Source organism: Streptacidiphilus albus JL83 (assembly GCF_000744705.1).
In the GTDB taxonomy this organism is placed as follows: domain Bacteria; phylum Actinomycetota; class Actinomycetes; order Streptomycetales; family Streptomycetaceae; genus Streptacidiphilus; species Streptacidiphilus albus.
The window spans coordinates 2457371-2473743 of sequence record NZ_JQML01000001.1 but is presented as its reverse complement, the minus strand read 5'-3'; the positions used below and the strand labels follow the sequence as shown (position 1 = coordinate 2473743).

General features: G+C 74.2%; 15 protein-coding genes and 1 riboswitch. Of the genes, 6 read left to right on the top strand and 9 right to left on the bottom strand.

Annotation, left to right across the window (positions count from 1 at the left end; translation table 11 throughout):
• Window positions 1-51: 51 nt before the first annotated feature.
• Window positions 52-1260 carry an adenylyl-sulfate kinase gene (locus BS75_RS51420; RefSeq protein ID WP_052069331.1) on the top strand — a complete coding sequence of 403 codons (1209 nt, stop codon included), beginning with the start codon at window positions 52-54 and terminating at the stop codon, window positions 1258-1260.
• 332 nt (window positions 1261-1592) lie between these two features.
• The gene (locus BS75_RS44125; protein ID WP_052069330.1) at window positions 1593-2513 is read left to right on the top strand and encodes an LAETG motif-containing sortase-dependent surface protein; all 921 of its coding nucleotides are present in this window, start codon (window positions 1593-1595) and stop codon (window positions 2511-2513) included.
• 29 nt (window positions 2514-2542) lie between these two features.
• Here the strand turns inward: BS75_RS44125 and BS75_RS10705 are convergent, their stop codons facing one another.
• Window positions 2543-2980 carry a DUF2000 domain-containing protein gene (locus BS75_RS10705; protein WP_034088058.1) on the bottom strand — a complete coding sequence of 146 codons (438 nt, stop codon included), beginning with the start codon at window positions 2978-2980 and terminating at the stop codon, window positions 2543-2545.
• Between the two features lie 52 nt (window positions 2981-3032).
• On the opposite strand from BS75_RS10705, the gene BS75_RS10700 reads away from it, so the two are divergent.
• Entirely contained in the window at window positions 3033-3836 is an 804-nt protein-coding gene (locus BS75_RS10700; RefSeq protein ID WP_408022589.1) for a helix-turn-helix domain-containing protein, read from the top strand.
• Between the two features lie 250 nt (window positions 3837-4086).
• On the opposite strand, the gene BS75_RS10695 is transcribed toward BS75_RS10700, so the two are convergent.
• From BS75_RS10695 to BS75_RS10665, 7 genes are all read right to left on the bottom strand, one after another.
• The gene (locus tag BS75_RS10695) at window positions 4087-4725 is read right to left on the bottom strand and encodes a hypothetical protein (RefSeq protein ID WP_034092791.1); all 639 of its coding nucleotides are present in this window, start codon (window positions 4723-4725) and stop codon (window positions 4087-4089) included.
• Window positions 4726-4786: 61 nt separating this feature from the next.
• Window positions 4787-5581, bottom strand: coding sequence for an ECF transporter S component (locus BS75_RS10690; RefSeq protein WP_081983254.1), 795 nt, complete (start codon window positions 5579-5581; stop codon window positions 4787-4789).
• Window positions 5582-5640: 59 nt separating this feature from the next.
• A complete protein-coding gene (locus BS75_RS10685) occupies window positions 5641-7314 on the bottom strand; it encodes an ABC transporter ATP-binding protein (protein ID WP_042439165.1) in 1674 nt (557 codons plus the stop codon).
• Window positions 7311-8438, bottom strand: a complete 1128-nt coding sequence (locus BS75_RS10680; RefSeq protein WP_042439170.1) for an energy-coupling factor transporter transmembrane component T — start codon at window positions 8436-8438, stop codon at window positions 7311-7313. Before BS75_RS10680 ends, BS75_RS10685 begins: the two co-directional genes overlap by 4 nt.
• A 124-nt stretch (window positions 8439-8562) precedes the next feature.
• Window positions 8563-9297: an SCO2322 family protein gene (locus BS75_RS10675; protein ID WP_042439173.1), complete on the bottom strand. Its 735-nt coding sequence runs from the start codon at window positions 9295-9297 to the stop codon at window positions 8563-8565.
• A complete protein-coding gene (locus BS75_RS48035; protein ID WP_152646044.1) occupies window positions 9294-10643 on the bottom strand; it encodes a prenyltransferase/squalene oxidase repeat-containing protein in 1350 nt (449 codons plus the stop codon). Before BS75_RS48035 ends, BS75_RS10675 begins: the two co-directional genes overlap by 4 nt.
• A 60-nt stretch (window positions 10644-10703) precedes the next feature.
• Window positions 10704-10774: riboswitch (adenosylcobalamin-variant (AdoCbl-variant) riboswitch) on the bottom strand.
• 75 nt (window positions 10775-10849) lie between these two features.
• Window positions 10850-12076, bottom strand: coding sequence for an MBL fold metallo-hydrolase (locus BS75_RS10665; protein WP_081982239.1), 1227 nt, complete (start codon window positions 12074-12076; stop codon window positions 10850-10852).
• A 211-nt stretch (window positions 12077-12287) separates the two neighbouring features.
• On the opposite strand from BS75_RS10665, the gene BS75_RS10660 reads away from it, so the two are divergent.
• Together BS75_RS10660 and BS75_RS10655 are read left to right on the top strand one after the other, a co-directional pair.
• Entirely contained in the window at window positions 12288-13805 is a 1518-nt protein-coding gene (locus BS75_RS10660; RefSeq protein ID WP_042439176.1) for an aldehyde dehydrogenase, read from the top strand.
• A complete protein-coding gene (locus BS75_RS10655) occupies window positions 13805-14038 on the top strand; it encodes a ferredoxin (RefSeq protein WP_034088056.1) in 234 nt (77 codons plus the stop codon). The genes BS75_RS10660 and BS75_RS10655 overlap by 1 nt, the downstream gene beginning before the upstream one ends.
• A gap of 80 nt (window positions 14039-14118) precedes the next feature.
• Here BS75_RS10655 and BS75_RS10650 read toward each other — a convergent pair whose 3' ends face one another.
• Window positions 14119-14712, bottom strand: coding sequence for a TetR family transcriptional regulator (locus tag BS75_RS10650; RefSeq protein ID WP_034088055.1), 594 nt, complete (start codon window positions 14710-14712; stop codon window positions 14119-14121).
• Window positions 14713-14974: 262 nt separating this feature from the next.
• On the opposite strand from BS75_RS10650, the gene BS75_RS10645 reads away from it, so the two are divergent.
• The gene (locus tag BS75_RS10645; RefSeq protein ID WP_042439179.1) at window positions 14975-16327 is read left to right on the top strand and encodes a glycosyltransferase family 4 protein; all 1353 of its coding nucleotides are present in this window, start codon (window positions 14975-14977) and stop codon (window positions 16325-16327) included.
• The last annotated feature ends 46 nt before the right edge of the window (window positions 16328-16373 follow it).

Below are 16373 nucleotides of genomic sequence, written 5' to 3'. Positions count from 1 at the left end.
GGGGCCGAAATCCGGTCGCCGCCCCGGGGGCCGCGCACTACGCTCGCGCGCATGCCCAGCAACCGCCCCATCCCCGTGCTCTGGCTCTGCGGCCCCTCCGGCGTCGGCAAGTCGACTGTGGGGTGGGAGCTCTCCACCCAGCTGAACGCGGCCGGGATCAGCACCGCCTACCTCGACCTCGACCAGATCGGGCTGTGCTACCCCGCCCCGGCGGAGGACCCCGACAACCACCGGATCAAGGTGCGGAACCTGGCCGCGATGTGGCCGGCGTACCGGTCGGCGGGGGCGGAGTGCCTCGTCCTCTCCGGCGGCGTGGTCACCCCCGAACTGGTCCGGTCCTATGCGGAGCCGCTCCGGGGAACTGAGTTGACGCTCTGTCGGCTCCGGGTCGGCCACGACGCGCTCCGGGCCCGGATCGAGCACCGGGGATGGCTGACCCACCTGGCCGACGAGTCGGTGGCCGAGGCCGACGCGCTGGACCGGAGCGACTTCGCGGACCTGACCGTCGACACGGACGGCCTGCCGGTCGCCGAGGTGGCCCGACGGGTCCGCGCGGCGGCCGGTGACCGGCTGCGCCCGGGGTCGGCCGCCGACGCCGCTGCGGCAGCCCGAGGCCCGGTGGCCGGGGTCGGTCCGCACCCGGGCGACCGGGCGGCGACCGCCGCCCCCGCCCCGGCGCTCTGGCTCTGCGGCCCCACCGGCGTCGGCAAGTCGACCGTCGGCTACGACCTCTTCACCCAGGTCCGGACGGGCGGGGTGAAGGCCGCCTATGTCGATCTCGGCCAGATCGGGTTCCTGCGACCGGCGCCGGTCGACGACCCCGGCAACCACCGGCTGAAGGCCGCCAACCTCGGTGTCATGTGGCCGGTCTTCCGGGAGCACGGGGCCCGCTGCCTCATCGTCTCCGGCCCGGTGGACGACCGCGACGTGGTCGGGACCTACCGCGACGCCCTGCCGGACCTCGAACTGACGCTGTGTCTACTGACGGCTGATCAGCAGCAGTTGACCGAGCGCATCCTCCGGCGCGGGCGCGGCGGCGGCCCGCCCATCCCCGGCGACGAGCTGCGCGGGCTCCCCGAGCCGGCCCTGCGCCGCGTCGCCGAGCGGGCCGGGCACCAGGCCGACGCACTGACCCGGGCCGGCTTCGCCCATCTGAACGTGGCCACCGACGGCATCCCCCCGGCCGAGCTGGCCGCCCTGGTCCGCAACCGGGCCGGCGGCAACTGGCCGGGCCTGCCGGTGGACCCTGACCGACGGTGACGGCAGGGGGTGAAGCGTCCCTTTTCCAGGGATGCCGAGGGCCGTGGCATGACAGCAGGTCAGGTAAGGGCAATGCATGAGCAGTCTGAGTATGTCATGAGACTGCCACCTTCTGCTCGGCCCCACGGTGCCGATTTCCCCGACTCGCGGCGTACTTGACCAGGCATGATCATGAATCTCGACCCCCAAGAGGATCCTTACTCTAATTTTATCGTCTCATTACTGTATCGATCTTGACCAGCGATTCAATCCTCTGTCACGAACCGGGCTAGTGTGCTGATTTCATCCATCGAACAGCTCTTGTCCGATCCACCAGAGGAAACTCCACACCCATGCGTAACAGCCGCATACCCGCAGCCGCCGCAGCGGCGGTGCTGGCCGGGCTCGCCCTCCTCGGCAGCGCCCCCAGCGCCTCGGCCACCGTGAGCAGCACCCCCGCCCCGGCCGCGAAGGCCCCGGCGAAGTGCCCTGCTACTGCCTCCCTCACCGGCCTGAGCGGTGCCAAGCTCACCGTCGGCGGCGCGCCCGTCAACGCCCAGGTCACCTTCACCAACGTCTCCGGCAAGAAGATCGCCGACGTCATCGAGATGATGGCCCTGGGCCTGGAGACGGCCGACGACCCCAGCAGCGCGCTGCTGGTCGAGGCCAAGGACCCCCGGACCGGAAAGTGGTCCAAGCTCGCCTACAACGAGGACTCCCTGTTCTTCCGGCTGGGCGAGGACTGGCCGGCGGGCAGCAAGGACAGCTTCAGCCTGCGGGTCTCGGCACCGGCCAAGACGCCCACCGGCACGTACATCGGCGCCGCGTTCGTCGGTTCGCTGTCCGACGCGAACGCCCAGTCCAGCGACTCCGACTCGCCGATGAAGCCCGGCAACTACTGTGAGGACGGCATCTACACCTCGGCCGCCTCGTTCACCGTGGTGAAGGCCGCGACGACGCCGCCCACCTCGTCCACCAGCGCGGCGCCCAAGCCCAGCGCGAGCAGGACCGGCTCGGGCACGCCCACCGCCACGACCTCGGTCGCGCCCAGCGCCTCCGGCTCGTCCCACGTCCCGGCCTCGCCCTCGTCCTCCGACTCCGCGTCGGCCGCCGTCACGCCCCCGGTCTCCGCGAGCCCGACCGGCCCGGCCCTGGCCGTCACCGGTGGCGGCTCCGACACCGGCCTGCTCGCGGGCGCCGCCGGCGTGCTGCTGGCGGCCGGTGGTGCCGCCGTGGTCGTCACCCGCCGCCGCAGGGGCGGTTCGCACAGCTGACCTCCCGTGACCAGGGACGGACGTGGTGCTCAGGGGTGCATCTGCGCGCCCTTGAGCACCTTGTCCACCACGTTCCGGGGCCCGTGGACGGCCAGTCCGACCAGGTCCAGGCTGTCCGTGCCGACGGCTCGCACCGCCGCGCGGTTGTCCCGGTCGTTGCCCGTGCGGAACAGGTCCGAGGTGAACACGGCGCTCGCCAGCGCACGCGCGCGGGCCCGGCCGTGGGCGGCGGCCATGGTCTCCTTCGACCCCTGGAAGACCAGCACCGGTTGACGGAACATCGGCAGGTACTCGGCGCCGTCGACATCGCGGTAGGGCTCGCCGACCACCTCGGGCACGGCCGTGCCCAGCCCGCTGACCAGGAAGGCGGTGACGTTCAGCCGCTGCCAGGGTTCGAGGTCGTCGCGCAGCAGCACGGCGATCTTGGTGTCGAAGCGGATCGGTGCTTCTTCGTTGTCGGTTCTCATGCCTTGAGACTGCGGGCTGCGGGCCCGCCCCGTCTTGTACGTTCTGAGCGTGATGCCCCAGCAGGAGATCCTGGCCTGGCGCCCTCCGGTGGCGGGAGTGGTGGAGGTGTTCCACGCCCACTTCATCGAGCACGCCTACCCCATGCACGTCCACGAGGCGTGGACGCTGCTGATCGTCGACGACGGCGCGGTCCGCTACGACCTGGACCGCCACCGGCGCGGCACGCCGAACGACACGGTCAGCCTGCTTCCGCCGCAGGTCCCGCACAACGGCTCACCCGCCACCGACCACGGCTTCCGCAAGCGGGTGGTCTACCTCGACCTGACGCAGTTGGACGAGCGCTTCATCGGTCCGGCGGTGGACGCGCCGGACATCATCGACCCCGTGCTGCGCCGACAGGTCGGCCAGCTGCACACGGCCCTGGCGAACCGGGGCGACGAGTTCGAGGCGGAGAGCCGGCTGGCCCTCATTGGCGAGCGGCTGCGCGGGTGGCTGCGCCCCAGCCCGGCCTTCGGCCGCGCCGTGCCCGACCGGGGCGTCGCCCGCAACCTGCGCGACCTCCTCGACGATCGGCTGACCGAGGGCATCGCCCTGGACGAGGCCGCGCGCCTGCTGCACACCCATCCCGCGCACCTGGTACGGGCGTTCGGCGGTGTCTTCGGCCTCGCCCCGCACCAGTACCTGGTCTCCCGCCGGGTCGACCTGGCCCGCCGGCTGCTGCTGGAGGGCCGACCCGCGCGCGAGGTGGCCACCGCCGCCGGCTTCTACGACCAGTCCCACCTCACCCGCCACTTCAAGCGCGTCGTCGGCACCACCCCGGGCCGCTACGCGAACACGGCGGCCCGGGCGCCCTGAGGACCTGCAGCAGCTCTGCGGCCCGGCGGTCCGAGTCGTCAGGACCTGACCGCATCCACGCCCCTGGGTTCACGGCTGCCAGGGGCCCCGGCCACGACGGCCGACCGTGCAGGACCGGTTGTGGCGCCCGCTTCCTCCGAGTGAGGCGTCAGCGGCGCGCAGCATGACGGCTGCCGGAAGCGCCGGGTTCTGAGCGGCCTGGTGCGGCCTCCGGGCGCGAAGACGTCGACGGGCATCCGGCTGCCCCTCCTCAGGCCGGGCGGATGAGGGACTCGCTGCCGATCGGGGTGAAGCCGGCGGCGAGGAAGGCGCGGAGGGAGCGGGCGTTGCCGGGGGAGACGGCGGCGAAGACCGGCTCGCCCTCGGGGACCAGGGTCAGTGCGTCGGTCAGCAGCGAGCGGCCGTGGCCCCGGCCGGGCAGCCCCAGCTCGATGCTGAACTCGCGGCGTCCGGCGAGGCCGTCGGCGAGGGTGACGAAGCCGCGCTCGTCGCCGTGGACCTCGACCCGGGTACGGACGCTGCGGGCGTAGCGGACCCGGGGATGGTCCTCGACATCGTGCCGCAGTGCGAGTTCGGAAGGACCGCCGGTGCCGCGTGCGGCCAGGACGACGTCGACCTCGCCGATGACCGTGTCCGGTCCGGCCAGCCAGCGGAGGAAGTCCGGCCCCATCGACCGGCCGTAGCCGTCCGGGCGCTGCGCCAGCACCTCGGCCTCGGGGCGGTCGGTCGCGACCACGGCGTGGCCGGTGAAGGCGACCGAGCAGGACAGGCCCCGGCCGAGGCCGGGCAGTACGGTCACGCCGCCGTCGACCGGCGGGAAGCGGTTGTCGGCGGCCTCCAGCAGGATGCGCAGCAGCGGGTGCGGGGTTCGGGCGGCTGGGCGGTCCATGGTGATCATCCTAGAGAAGCGCAGTTGTCCGGAAAAACTGGACAAGTTCCCCGCAGGGGGGTCACCCCGGCTCCGGCGGCTCGAAGGCGGCCGACGCGGCGAACGCGGCGCGGCGGGAGGCCCGGCGGAGGGCGTGCAGCAGGGGCGCGCCGAGGCTGAGGCAGAGGACGGCGGTGAGCACGCTGCGCGGGATGTCCCAGCCCATCGCGGTGGTGAAGTGGTAGGCCAGGAAGCGGAGCAGGTTGGCGTGGAGCGGGGCACCGGGGACGAAGGAGACGCCGGTGCCCATGCCGAGGATGTAGGGCCAGCCCTGGAGGTCCATCACCAGCCCGTACAGCTCGGCCGAGACCGCGCCGTAGAGCGCCAGCATCCACAGCTCGCGGCGTCCGCGCAGCTCGGCCGGGCGGGGGAGCAGCCCCGCGCCCAGGCAGACCCAGCCCATGGCGAGCATCTGGAACGGCAGCCAGGGGCCGACACCGCCGGTGAGCAGTGCGGAGGCGAACATCGAGATGTTGCCCAGGACGAAGCCGAAGCCGGGGCCGAGCACCCGTCCGGACAGGACCATCAGGAAGAACTGCGGTTCGAGACCGGCGGTGCCGGCGCCGAGCGGGCGCAGCGCCGCTCCGGCGGCGGCGAGGACGCCGAGCAGGGCGATGGACTTGGCCTCCAGCCCGGCCTGGCCGCCGGTGGTGACCCGGCCCTCGGCGATCTGCGCGACCACGACCGCGAGCAGCAGCGGCAGCAGTCCGGCGAACAGCCAGGGGGCGTCGGTGGAGTGGGCCAGGCTGGAGGTGGGCCGGGCCAGCAGCGGCCAGCCGAAGGCGGCGACGCCGACGGCGGTGGTCAGCAGCAGCATCACCGTCGAGCGGCGGCCCAGCGGGACCGGGCGGGCGAGGGCCGAGGCGATGGAGGTGGTCACGGCGCGACCTCCGGCTCGGTCTCGCTCTCGTTCGCAGTCCCGTTCGCAGTCTCGCTCGCGGGCGCGGCGAGCGCGGCGGCTACCTGGCTGACGGTCAGCCAGGGCTCCGGATTGAGCACCTTGGCGACCTGCGGGGCGAAGGCCGGGGAGGAGACCACGACCTCCGGGGTCGGGCCGTCGGCGACGATCTCGCCCTCGGCCAGGATGACCGTGCGGTGCGCCAGTTCGGCGGCGAGCTCGACGTCGTGGGTGGCCAGCAGCACCGCGTGGCCCTCGGCGGCCAACTCGCGCAGGATCTCGACCAGCCGCGCCTTCGCCGCGTAGTCCAGGCCCCGGGTGGGCTCGTCCAGCAGGATCAGCGCCGGGCGGGCGGTGAGGATGACGGCCAGGGCGAGGGTCAGCCGCTGGCCCTCGGACAGGTCGCGCGGATGGGTGGTCCCGGGGATGCCGGGCAACAGCCGTTCGACCAGCGCCCGGCAGGTGCCGGCCGGGGAGCCGGTGTCCTGGTCGGCCGCCGCGCACTCGGCCCGGACGGTGTCGCAGTAGAGCAGGTCGCGGGGCTCCTGCGGGACCAGGCCGACCAGCGGCAGCAGCTGCACCGGCCTGACCCGGTGCGGGGTGAGGCCGCCGACGTCGATCCGGCCGCCGGTCGGGGCGTGCAGGCCGACCAGTGAGCCGAGCAGGGTGGACTTGCCCGAGCCGTTGCGGCCCATCAGCGCGACGACCTCGCCGGGCCGGAGGGCGAGGTCGACCCGGCGCAGCGCGTCCACGGCGCCCCGGCGGACGGCGAGCGCGGCGACCGTCGCCACCGGCGCGGCCGCCGTCGACGGGAGCGGGGCGGCGGCCGGGGTCCGTCCGGCGAGCAGCGCGCGCAGCGGCGCGGCCCGGCGGCGGGCGTCGCGGACCGAGAGCGGCAGCGGTGTCCAGCCGGCCGCCCGTCCGAGCGCGACGACCGGCGGATGGACCGGCGAGACCGCCATCACCTCGGCCGGCCCGCCGAGGACCGGCGGCCTTCCGTCGCCCGGCAGCAGGATGACCTGGTCGGCGTACTGGAGCACGCGTTCCAGCCGGTGCTCGGCGAGCAGCACGGTGGTGCCGAGGTCGTGGACCAGCCGCTGCAGCACGGCCAGCACCTCCTCCGCCGCGCCGGGGTCCAGTGCCGAGGTGGGCTCGTCCAGTACCAGCACCTTCGGCTGGACCGTCAGCACCGAGCCGATGGCCACCCGCTGCTGCTGTCCGCCGGAGAGCGTGGCGAGCGGGCGGTCGCGCAGTTCGGCCAGGCCCAGCAGGTCCAGGGTCTCCTCGACCCGGCGCCGCATCACCTCCGGCGGCAGGCCCAGCGACTCCATCCCGTAGGCGAGTTCGTCCTCGACGGTGTCGGTGACGAAGTGTCCCAGCGGGTCCTGGCCGACGGTGCCGACGACGTCGGCGAGGTCGCGCGGACGGTGGGTGCGGGTGTCCCGGCCGGCCACGGTGACCCGGCCGCGCAGCACTCCGCCGGTGAAGTGCGGGACCAACCCGCTGACCGCGCCGAGCAGCGTCGACTTGCCCGCGCCCGAGGGCCCGACCAGCAGGCAGAGCTCGCCCTCGGGGACGGTGAGGTCGAGGCCGGAGAGGGCCGGGGCGGCGGCGTCCTGGTAGGTGACGGAGACCTGTTCGAAGGTGATCATCGGCTGTCCTTCGGACCGGAGGAGCGGGCGGTGGTCGACGGCGGGGCCGGGCGGGGCGGGAGCGGGGCCGCCAGCGCGGGCAGCAGGCCGACGGCGATGGCCAGGGCCGGCAGCAGCGGCAGCAGCGGCACGGCGAGCGGGACGACCGGCGGGTTCAGGGCGTCCGTGTAGCCGGGGCCGAGCGTCACCATGACCGCCGCGACCGCCGCCCCGGATCCGGCGACCAGCCATTCGCGCAGGCCCCACGGGTCGGGACGGTAGCGGCTGCGCACGGCCCGGCGTCCGCCCAGGGCCAGTCCGGCCACCGCCGCGAGCGTGCCGAGGGCGAGCAGCGGCAGCGCCCAGGCGGTGCCGTCCGCGCCGAGCAGCCCGTAGACCGCGACGCAGACGCCCAGCAGTCCGGCCAGCGTCAGCGCGGCCGTGGTGCGGCGGACGGCGGCCGGGACGTCGGCGGTGCGACCGAAGCCCCGGGTGTCCATCGCGGCGGCCAGGCTGACCGAGCGTTCGAGGGCGCTCTCCAGCACCGGGATGCCGACGGTGAGCAGCGCCCGCGCGCCCCGCTCGGTCCGGCCGCGCAGCCGGCGCGCGGCGCGCAGCCGCTGGACGTCGGCGACCAGGTTCGGGGCGAAGGTGAGCGCGACGACCACGGCGACGCCGGCCTCGTAGAGCGCGCCGGGCAGCGAGCGCAGCAGCCGGGCCGGGTTGGCCAGGGCGTTGGCGGCGCCGATGCAGGCCAGCAGGACGGCCAGCATCATCGCCTGGTAGAGCGCGAAGAGCAGCCCTTCGAGGGTGATCGGTCCGCCGATCCGGACGCCCTGGGCCCAGTGCGGCAGCGGCAGTTGCGGGAGGGTGATCAGGACGTGGGTCCCGGGCACGTCCCCGCCGAGGACCACGAAGAACAGCATCCTGATCCCCAGGACCACCAACCCCAGTTTCAGGAAGGCGCCGTAGGCCCGCGCCCAGGGCGCGTCGGTGCGCCGGGCGGCGACCACGAACCCGGCCACGGCCGCGATCAGCAGCAGCAGGAACGGGTTGGTGGTGCGCGAGGCGGCGGTGGCCAGGCCCAGGGCCCACAACCACCAGGCGCCCGGGTGCAGGTGCCGGATGGGCGGCGTAACGGGCATGGGGGGACGTCCAGTTGCTGGGGAGAGGGGAAGACGGGGACTGCCGTCCACCGCCCGGGGCGAACCCCGGGCGGTGGACGGCGGGCGGCGCGAGCGGCCGCGCCGAGCAGCCGGGCGGCTGGGCTCAGCGGTTGCGGCGGCGGCGGTTCATCGCCAGGGTGCCGCCGATCAGGAGGCCGAAGAACAGCACGCCGATGGCCAGCGCCGCCGGGTTCGACTTGGTCGGCTTCGGCGCGGCCTTCTTCGCGGTCGCGGTGGCGGATGGTGCGGTGGCGGCGGTCGACCCGTCGGCCGCCGTGGCAGTGGCCGTGGCCGCAGCGCCGCTGACCACCTCGCCGCAACCGCTCTGCGGGTAGCCGGTGATGGCGCACAGGATGCCGTTGCTGTCGTACCGGAGCGGCGGCGACACCTGTGCCAGCAGCTGCGCCGAGCTGGCGTCCTCGGCCAGCGTGGCGCAGAGCGTCAGCTCGGCCGGGGGAGTGGCGTTGCTGCCGGAGTCGGCCGCCGTCCCGTAGTCGATCACCACGGCGACGCGCTTCTTGCCGCTCACCGCCGGGGTGTGGGCGCAGGCGGCGGCGAAGTCCGGGGCGCTGCGCGGCTTCTCGGCCGCGCTGCTGTCCGCGCTGACGCCGAAGCGCCAGCCGTCGACCGAGCCGTCGGCCGGGACGAAGGTGTTGGGTCCGGACTGCTGGTAGGTCCAGCCGCTGCCGGAGCCCTCCCAGAACGACCAGTAGCGGTAGCTGCTGGCAGCGGCCGGGCCGATGCCGAGCAGCGCGGCGGCCGACAGCAGGACCGCCACGGTGAGCCCGCGCCGGAGGTGGCCGGGGCGCCGGATCCGACTGAGGTGACGGAGCGTCATGAGCGCTTGCCCTTGGCCCGGTTGTAGCTGATCAGGATCCCGCCGCCGACGGCGGCGACGAACAGCACGCCGAAGATCAGCCAGTTGGGGCCGCCGCTGCCGGACTTCTTCGCGGCGGCGGTCGGGGCGCCGGTGGCGGCGCTCGCGGCAGGGACGGCGGCCGGGGTGGGGCCGGTGGCGACCAGCTGGGAGACCAGGTCGGTGGTGCCGAAGGAGTGCGGGTCCAGGCCGGTGGCCTTGGCGTCCAGGATCAGCAGGGCGAGCGCGGCCGGGGAGGCCTGGCCGGTGCTGCCCTGGATCCAGGCCTCGCCGTTCTGCCGCAGCCACTCGACGGCGGTCTTCGCCGGGGCGGGCCAGCCGTTGTTGGCGAGCGAGAGCGCGGCCCAGGCGGTGTCGTTGTAGTCGGGGGCCGGGGTGGAGGAGCCGGCCAGCGGAGCGGTGAGGTGCCCGCCGTCGGCGCCGAGCTGCGCCGACAGGTACTGCGAGGCCGAGCGCATCGCGTCCGAGCAGGTCGCGGACGGCTGGGCGGAGGACGCCGCGGCCGGGTCGGTGACGGGCAGGAACCCGCCGCCGATGGCGAGGGCGGCCTGCACCGAGGCGGCGTTGTTGGCGGTCAGCGACCCGTTCTTGTTCGGCTGGTAGGCGAAGGCGCCCTGGTCGGCCTTGGGCGCGGAGCAGCCGAGCTGGAAGGAGTCCAGTCCGGCGATGGCGCTGTGCCCGCCCTTGACGACCGTCGCCGGGTCGGCCTTGGCGGCCAGCAGGGCGGAGACGACCAGCCCGGTCGAGTTGGCGTCGCTGGCGGTGCCGGGGTTGTAGGACCAGCCGCCGTCGTTGTTCTGCACCTGCTTGTACCAGGCCACCGCCTTGGCCACGGCGCTGTCGTGGCCGCCGAGGGCGACCAGCGCCTGCACCGCCATCGAGGTGGCGTTGGTGTCCTCGGCGGCGGCCGAGCAGGCCTTGGCCGGGGTCGGGTTGTAGGACGGCCAGCCGCCGTCCGCGCACTGCTGGCCGGTCAGCCAGTCGACCGCCGAGGCGGCCGGGGTGATGCCCTCCGTGTGCAGCGCCAGCAGGCTGAGGCCCTGCCGGAAGACGCCGTCGTAGGTGGGGTCGGCCTGGCCGTAGAGCCCGGCGGGCAGGGCGGCCGAGGCCGGGGCGGAGGGGGTCGCCGACGCGGAGGCCGCGGCCGCAGCCGCCGCCAGGACGGAGTCCGTGGCGGGGGCGGTGACGAGCGCGTAGGGCGACGCTGAGCCCGAGGGTGACGCGGTGGCGGCGAACGCGGGCGCGGCGGTGCCGGTGAGCACGGCTGCGGTCAGCGCGACGGCGCCCAGGCGGGCGGCGGTGAGCATGGCTGGTCATGCCTTTCGGGGAGCGGTGGGCGATCCGTAGACCTCGACGGGGCCGCTCACGTCCAGACAGGCACTCCGGCTCTACGGCTGCGGGTCAGCGCCGGAGTCGCACCGGCTTTCCCTGTCTGGACGCGGATCAACTGGGTGCAGCCACTGTATCCGCCGCCCCGGGCCCGGTTCGCAGCGCCCGGTGGCCGGGCCCGTGCTCACAGTGCCCGGTGCAGGGCCGGGTCGGTGTCCGGGACCTCCTCGGCCAGGCCGGTCTTGACCAGGCGCCGCAGGTGCGCGGCGGCCTCCGAGAGGGCGAGGTGGCGGGCCAGGAAGCCCAGCTCCGACCAGGGGCGGTTCCAGTGCATGCCCTGGGCGGCCTCCCAGAGGGTCAGCGGTCCCTGCTTGAGGTGGGCGTGCAGTTCGGCCAGCCGGTCGGCGTGGTGGCCGAGCAGCGCCCGCACCCGGGCCGGGCTGTCGGTGAAGCGGTACTGGTGCGCGGGGAGGACCTCCTCCGGGGCGAGCGCGCCGATCCGCTCCAGCGAGTCGAGGTAGTCGCCGAGCGGGTCGGCCGGCTCGTCCCCGGGGTTCTCCGGGTAGAGGCTGACCACCGGGCTGATGGTGGGCAGCAGGTGGTCGCCGGACAGCAGCCGGCTGGGGTGGTCGGGCTCGTCCAGGTAGAGGCAGACATGGCCGGGGGTGTGACCGGGGGTCCACAGGACCCGGACGTCGCGTCCGGGGACGCCGGCGGACTCGCCGTGCACCAGCTCGCGGTCGGGGAGCGCGTCGGAGAGGATCACGCCGGCGTTGCCGCCCGCGCCGCTGCCGCGCGCGCTGCCGCCGGCCGCGCTGTCGTCGTCCCGGCTGCCGCCGAAGGCCCGCAGCGCCGCCAGGTGCTCCTCCGGCACGCCCGCGCCGCTCATCGCCCGCGCCATCCGGTCCGCCCAGCGTCCGGACGGGACGCTGCGGATCGCCCGGATCACGGCGGCCTCGGCGCCGTGCATGGCTATCCAGGCGCCGGACTCCTCGCGGACGTGCGCCGACAGCCCGTGGTGGTCCGGGTGGTGGTGGGTGACCAGGATGCCGTGGACGTCGGTGAGCGCGAACCCGGCCGTGGCCAGGCCGTCGGCGAGCGCGGTGCGTCCGGTGGGGTCGTCCCAGCCGGTGTCGACCAGGACCGGACCGCGCGGCGTCTCCAGGGCGTAGACCAGGGTGTAGCGGAGCGGGTTGTTCGGGATCGGGACCGGGATGCTCCAGATCCCGCCGCCGCGGTACTGCACCGGCGGCAGGGTCCGGCTGCGCCAGGCCAGCACGTCCGGGGCGGTCTCGGCCCCGGCGTCGGGTGCAGCGGTGAGCGGGGCCCCGCTCACCGCCGCACCCTCGCCGCAGCAGGCTCCGCCGTCGCGGCCCTGCTCGCCTTCCGCGTCCTGACTCTGGGTGGGCATGGCGCCGTCCTCTCCCGCCGCTGTACTGGATCACGGTTGCTGGAACGCGGTTCTTGGTACGAGGTTCTTGGAGCGCGCTGACTAGAACACGTTACGTTCCTGATGCAACTAGTCGGGCAGCCTACTGCATGGCCGTTGCCCCTGATTACTAGAACTGGTATCAGTTCTATGCAACGTCAAAAGTGACGGGTCGTCAGCAGGGAGCCCGAACATGGCCGAGAATCCCACCAGCCCCGAGGTACGCGAACACGACCGGCTCGTCATCGGCGGGGTGCTGGTCGCCCCGGCCGGGGACGAGACCATCGAGGTGGTCTCCCCGCACACCGAGCAGGTCATCGGCCGGGTGCCGCACGCCTCCCGGGCGGACGTCGACCACGCCGTCGCCGTCGCCCGCCAGGCCTTCGACGAGGGCCCCTGGCCCCGGACGGGCCTGGAGGAGCGGCTCGCGGTCTGCGAGCGGATCAAGGACGGCATCGCCGCCCGCGCCGAGGAGATCGCCCGCTGCATCAGCTCCGAGAACGGCTCACCCTTCTCCTGGAGCATCCTGGCCCAGGCCTACGGCCCGATGATGATCTGGGACGCGGCCATCGCCACCGCCCGCGGCTTCGCCTTCGAGGAGCACCGGGCGGGGGTGCTCAACCCGCTGCTGGTGCGGCGCGAGCCGGTCGGCGTGGTCGCCGCCGTCGTCCCGTGGAACGTCCCGCAGTTCGTCGCGGCGGCCAAGCTGGCGCCGGCGCTGATCGCCGGCTGCACGGTGATCCTCAAGCCGTCCCCGGAGACCCCGCTCGACTCCTACATCCTGGCCGAGATCTGCGCGGCGGCCGGGCTGCCGGAGGGCGTGCTCAGCATCCTGCCCGCCGACCGCGAGGTCAGCGAGTACCTAGTGGGCCACCCCGGCATCGACAAGATCTCGTTCACCGGCTCGGTCCCGGCCGGGCGGCGGATCATGGAGGTGGCCTCCCGCAACCTCACCCGGATCACCCTGGAGCTCGGCGGCAAGTCCGCCGCCATCCTGCTGCCGGACGCCGACCTCGGCGCCGCCGTCGACAACCTGATGGGCTCGGCCTACATGAACAACGGCCAGGCCTGTGTCGCCCAGACCCGGATCCTCGCCCCGCGCGCCCAGTACGACGAGATAGCCGACCGGCTGGTCGCGGCCGTCGGCGCGCTGGTGGTCGGCGACCCGCTGGACGCCGCCACCCAGGTCGGCCCGTTGGTCGCGCGCCGCCAGCAGCAGCGCAACCTGGACTACATCAGGCTCGGCCAGGAGGAGGGCGCCAAGGTCCTCACCGGCGGCTGCGTCCCGGCCGCCCAGCCGACCGGCTGGTACGTCGAGCCGACGCTGCTCGGCGGCGTCGACAACCGGATGCGGGTCGCCCGCGAGGAGATCTTCGGCCCGGTGGTCTGCCTGATCCCCTACGAGGACGAGGCCGACGCGCTGCGGATCGCCAACGACTCCGACTACGGCCTCTCCGGCAGCGTCTGGTGCGGCGACGTCGAGCACGGCATCGACATCGCCCGGCAGGTCCGCACCGGGACCTACTCGGTCAACACCTTCGGGCTCGACTTCCTCGGCCCGTTCGGCGGCTTCAAGAACTCCGGCATCGGCCGGGAGTTCGGGCCCGAGGGGCTGGCCTCCTTCCTGGAGGACAAGACCATCCACCTGCCCCAGGGCTACGTCCCGCCGCAGCCGCCCTCCCCGGAGCGGGAGACCGGGGGCGAGGGCTGATGGGGGACCGGTGGCGGGTCGAGGTGGACCGCTCGGTGTGCATCGGCTCCGGGATGTGCGCCGCCTCCGCCCCGCAGGGCTTCCGGCTGGACGGGGCGCGCCAGTCGCACCCGGTCGAGCCGGAGGCGGACGCGTCCGAGGCGCTGCTGGCGGCGGCCGAGAGCTGTCCGGTCGAGGCGATCAGCCTGCTGCTGGCGGCGAGCGGCGACCCGGTCTTCCCGCCGGAGGACTGAGCATCACCGGAGGAGTGGGCCCCGCCGGAGGACCGGGCCCCGTCCGAGGACCGGGCCGGCGGGTCGAAGCCCGGGGACCGTCACTCGCCGAGCAGTCGGCAGGCGGTCTCCAGGTCGATCCGGACCTGGGCGATCGAGGCGCGTCCGGAGAGCCAGGTGACCAGCGCCGAGTGCCAGGTGTGCTCGATCACCCGGACGGCGGCCAGCTGCTCCCGGGTCGGCGGGTGGTCCAGGCCCATCGCGTCGCCGATCAGGGCCGTCGTCAGCCGGCTGACCTGGTCGACCTCGGCGCTCACCGAGCGGTCGGCGAAGGTCAGCGCCCTGACCATGGCCTCCGCGAGCTGCGGCTCGCGCTGGAGGCCGCGGAAGGTCCGCATCAGGGTCTCGGTGACCCGCGCCCCGGGGGTGTCGCCGACCGGCGGGTGCTTGCGCACCGCGTCCTGCATCAGCTGCAGCTGGTCCTGCATGGTCGCGACCAGCAGATGGACCTTGGAGGGGAAGTAGCGGTAGAGCGTGCCCAGGGCCACGCCGGAGACCTCGGCCACCTCGCGCATCTGCACGGCGTCGAAGCCGCCGCGCGAGGCGAGCTGGGCGGCGGTGTGCAGGATCCGGCGGCGGCGGGCCTCCTGCCGTTCGGTGAGCGGAGGGGCGGACGACCTGGGGCTGGTGCTCAACTGCGCTCCCCGTCTCCCGGCTGGTCGCCGACTGCTGGCTCTGCTGACCGGTCCCGATGGGACCATGATGGCGCAGCGGGCAGGGGTGGCGCGAATCACCCGCCCTGCCCCGAGGGGCCCCTTTACGGGCCGGTAACCTCAAGGTCTCCATCCGCTCCGTCATTGGAACGTGTTCTAGATTACCCTGGCCGAGGTGGCCACCGGGAGTAGGCGGGGCGGGCGGTGGCGCAGAAGACCGTGACTTCAGAGGAGACGACCCTAGGTGACCAGTGCTGTGCGGGACTCCGTATCCGCTGACCGGCCGCTGCGGATCGCGCTGCTCTCCTACAAGGGCAACCCCTTCTGCGGCGGGCAGGGCGTCTATGTCCGGCACCTCTCGCGGGAGCTGGCCCGGCTCGGCCACGACGTCGAGGTCCTCGGCGGCCAGCCCTACCCGGTCCTGGACGCCGTCGACGAGACGGCGGGCGACGGCGAGGGCGCGGGCCGGCTCCGCTTCACCGCCGTCCCCAGCCTCGACCTCTACCGGAGCCCCGACCCCTTCCGCAATCCCCGGTTGGCCGAGTACCGGGGCCCGGTGGACGCGCTGGAGTACGCGATCATGCGCACCGGCGGCTTCCCCGAGCCGTTGAGCTTCAGCCTGCGCGCCCGGCGGCACCTGGCCCGGCACCGGGGCCGCTACGACGTCGTCCACGACAACCAGACCCTCGGCTACGGGCTGCTCGGACTGGACCGGATCGGCTTCCCGCTGGTCACCACGGTGCACCACCCGATCACCGTCGACCGCGCGCTCGACCTGGCCGCTGCCGACGGGCTCAAGGGACAGCTCTCGGTGCGCCGCTGGTACGGCTTCACCCGGATGCAGCGTCGGGTCGCCCGGCAGTTGGACTCGGTGCTGACGGTCTCGCAGAGCTCCGGCCGGGAGATCGCCGAGCACCTCGGCGTCGACCCCGGGCGCATCCACGTCGTGCCGATCGGCGCGGACGTGCGGATCTGGTCGCCGGACGCCTCGGTGGCCGAGGTGCCGGGAAGGATCGTCACCACCTCCAGCGCGGACGTGCCGCTCAAGGGGCTGGTCCACCTGATCGAGGCGCTGGCCAAGGTCCGCACCGAGCGCGACGCCCACCTGGTCGTGGTCGGCAAGCGGCGCGAGGACGGACCCGTCGCCGAGGCGATCCGCCGGCTCGGGCTCGAAGGCGCCGTCGAGTTCCGGGGCGGCATAGACGACGCGGCCTTCGTCGACCTGGTCCGCAGCGCCGAGGTCGCCTGCGTCCCCTCGCTCTACGAGGGCTTCTCGCTGCCGGCGGCCGAGGCGATGGCGACCGGTACCCCGCTGGTCGCCACCACCGGCGGCGCCATCCCCGAGGTCGCCGGACCGGACGGGGAGACCTGCCTGGCCGTCCCGCCCGCCGACCCCGGCGCCCTGGCCCTGGCCCTGGGGCGGCTGCTGGACGATCCGGAGCTGCGCCGCCGGATCGGCGGGGCCGGGCGTGCCCGGGTCCTGGAACGGTTCACCTGGGAGCGCGCCGCCCAACTCACCGCCGAGCGCTACCGCGCGGCCATCGCCACCGGCATCGGGCAGCACGCCCGGGCCGGACACGGCTGGCGCTACGTCTAGCCTCAGTCCCTTCCGCCCGTCCCGTCCCCGTCTTCTCCACCGGCCC

Bases quoted from the DNA above. Each gene is read 5' to 3' on its own strand.
- BS75_RS51420 (WP_052069331.1), top strand. From the start codon at position 52: ATGCCCAGCAACCGCCCCATCCCCGTGCTCTGGCTCTGCGGCCCCTCC.
- BS75_RS44125 (WP_052069330.1), top strand. From the start codon at position 1,593: ATGCGTAACAGCCGCATACCCGCAGCCGCCGCAGCGGCGGTGCTGGCC.
- BS75_RS10705 (WP_034088058.1), bottom strand. From the start codon at position 2,980: ATGAGAACCGACAACGAAGAAGCACCGATCCGCTTCGACACCAAGATC.
- BS75_RS10700 (WP_408022589.1), top strand. From the start codon at position 3,033: ATGCCCCAGCAGGAGATCCTGGCCTGGCGCCCTCCGGTGGCGGGAGTG.
- BS75_RS10695 (WP_034092791.1), bottom strand. From the start codon at position 4,725: ATGGACCGCCCAGCCGCCCGAACCCCGCACCCGCTGCTGCGCATCCTG.
- BS75_RS10690 (WP_081983254.1), bottom strand. From the start codon at position 5,581: ATGCTGCTGCTGACCACCGCCGTCGGCGTCGCCGCCTTCGGCTGGCCG.
- BS75_RS10685 (WP_042439165.1), bottom strand. From the start codon at position 7,314: ATGATCACCTTCGAACAGGTCTCCGTCACCTACCAGGACGCCGCCGCC.
- BS75_RS10680 (WP_042439170.1), bottom strand. From the start codon at position 8,438: ATGCCCGTTACGCCGCCCATCCGGCACCTGCACCCGGGCGCCTGGTGG.
- BS75_RS10675 (WP_042439173.1), bottom strand. From the start codon at position 9,297: ATGACGCTCCGTCACCTCAGTCGGATCCGGCGCCCCGGCCACCTCCGG.
- BS75_RS48035 (WP_152646044.1), bottom strand. From the start codon at position 10,643: ATGCTCACCGCCGCCCGCCTGGGCGCCGTCGCGCTGACCGCAGCCGTG.
- BS75_RS10665 (WP_081982239.1), bottom strand. From the start codon at position 12,076: ATGCCCACCCAGAGTCAGGACGCGGAAGGCGAGCAGGGCCGCGACGGC.
- BS75_RS10660 (WP_042439176.1), top strand. From the start codon at position 12,288: ATGGCCGAGAATCCCACCAGCCCCGAGGTACGCGAACACGACCGGCTC.
- BS75_RS10655 (WP_034088056.1), top strand. From the start codon at position 13,805: ATGGGGGACCGGTGGCGGGTCGAGGTGGACCGCTCGGTGTGCATCGGC.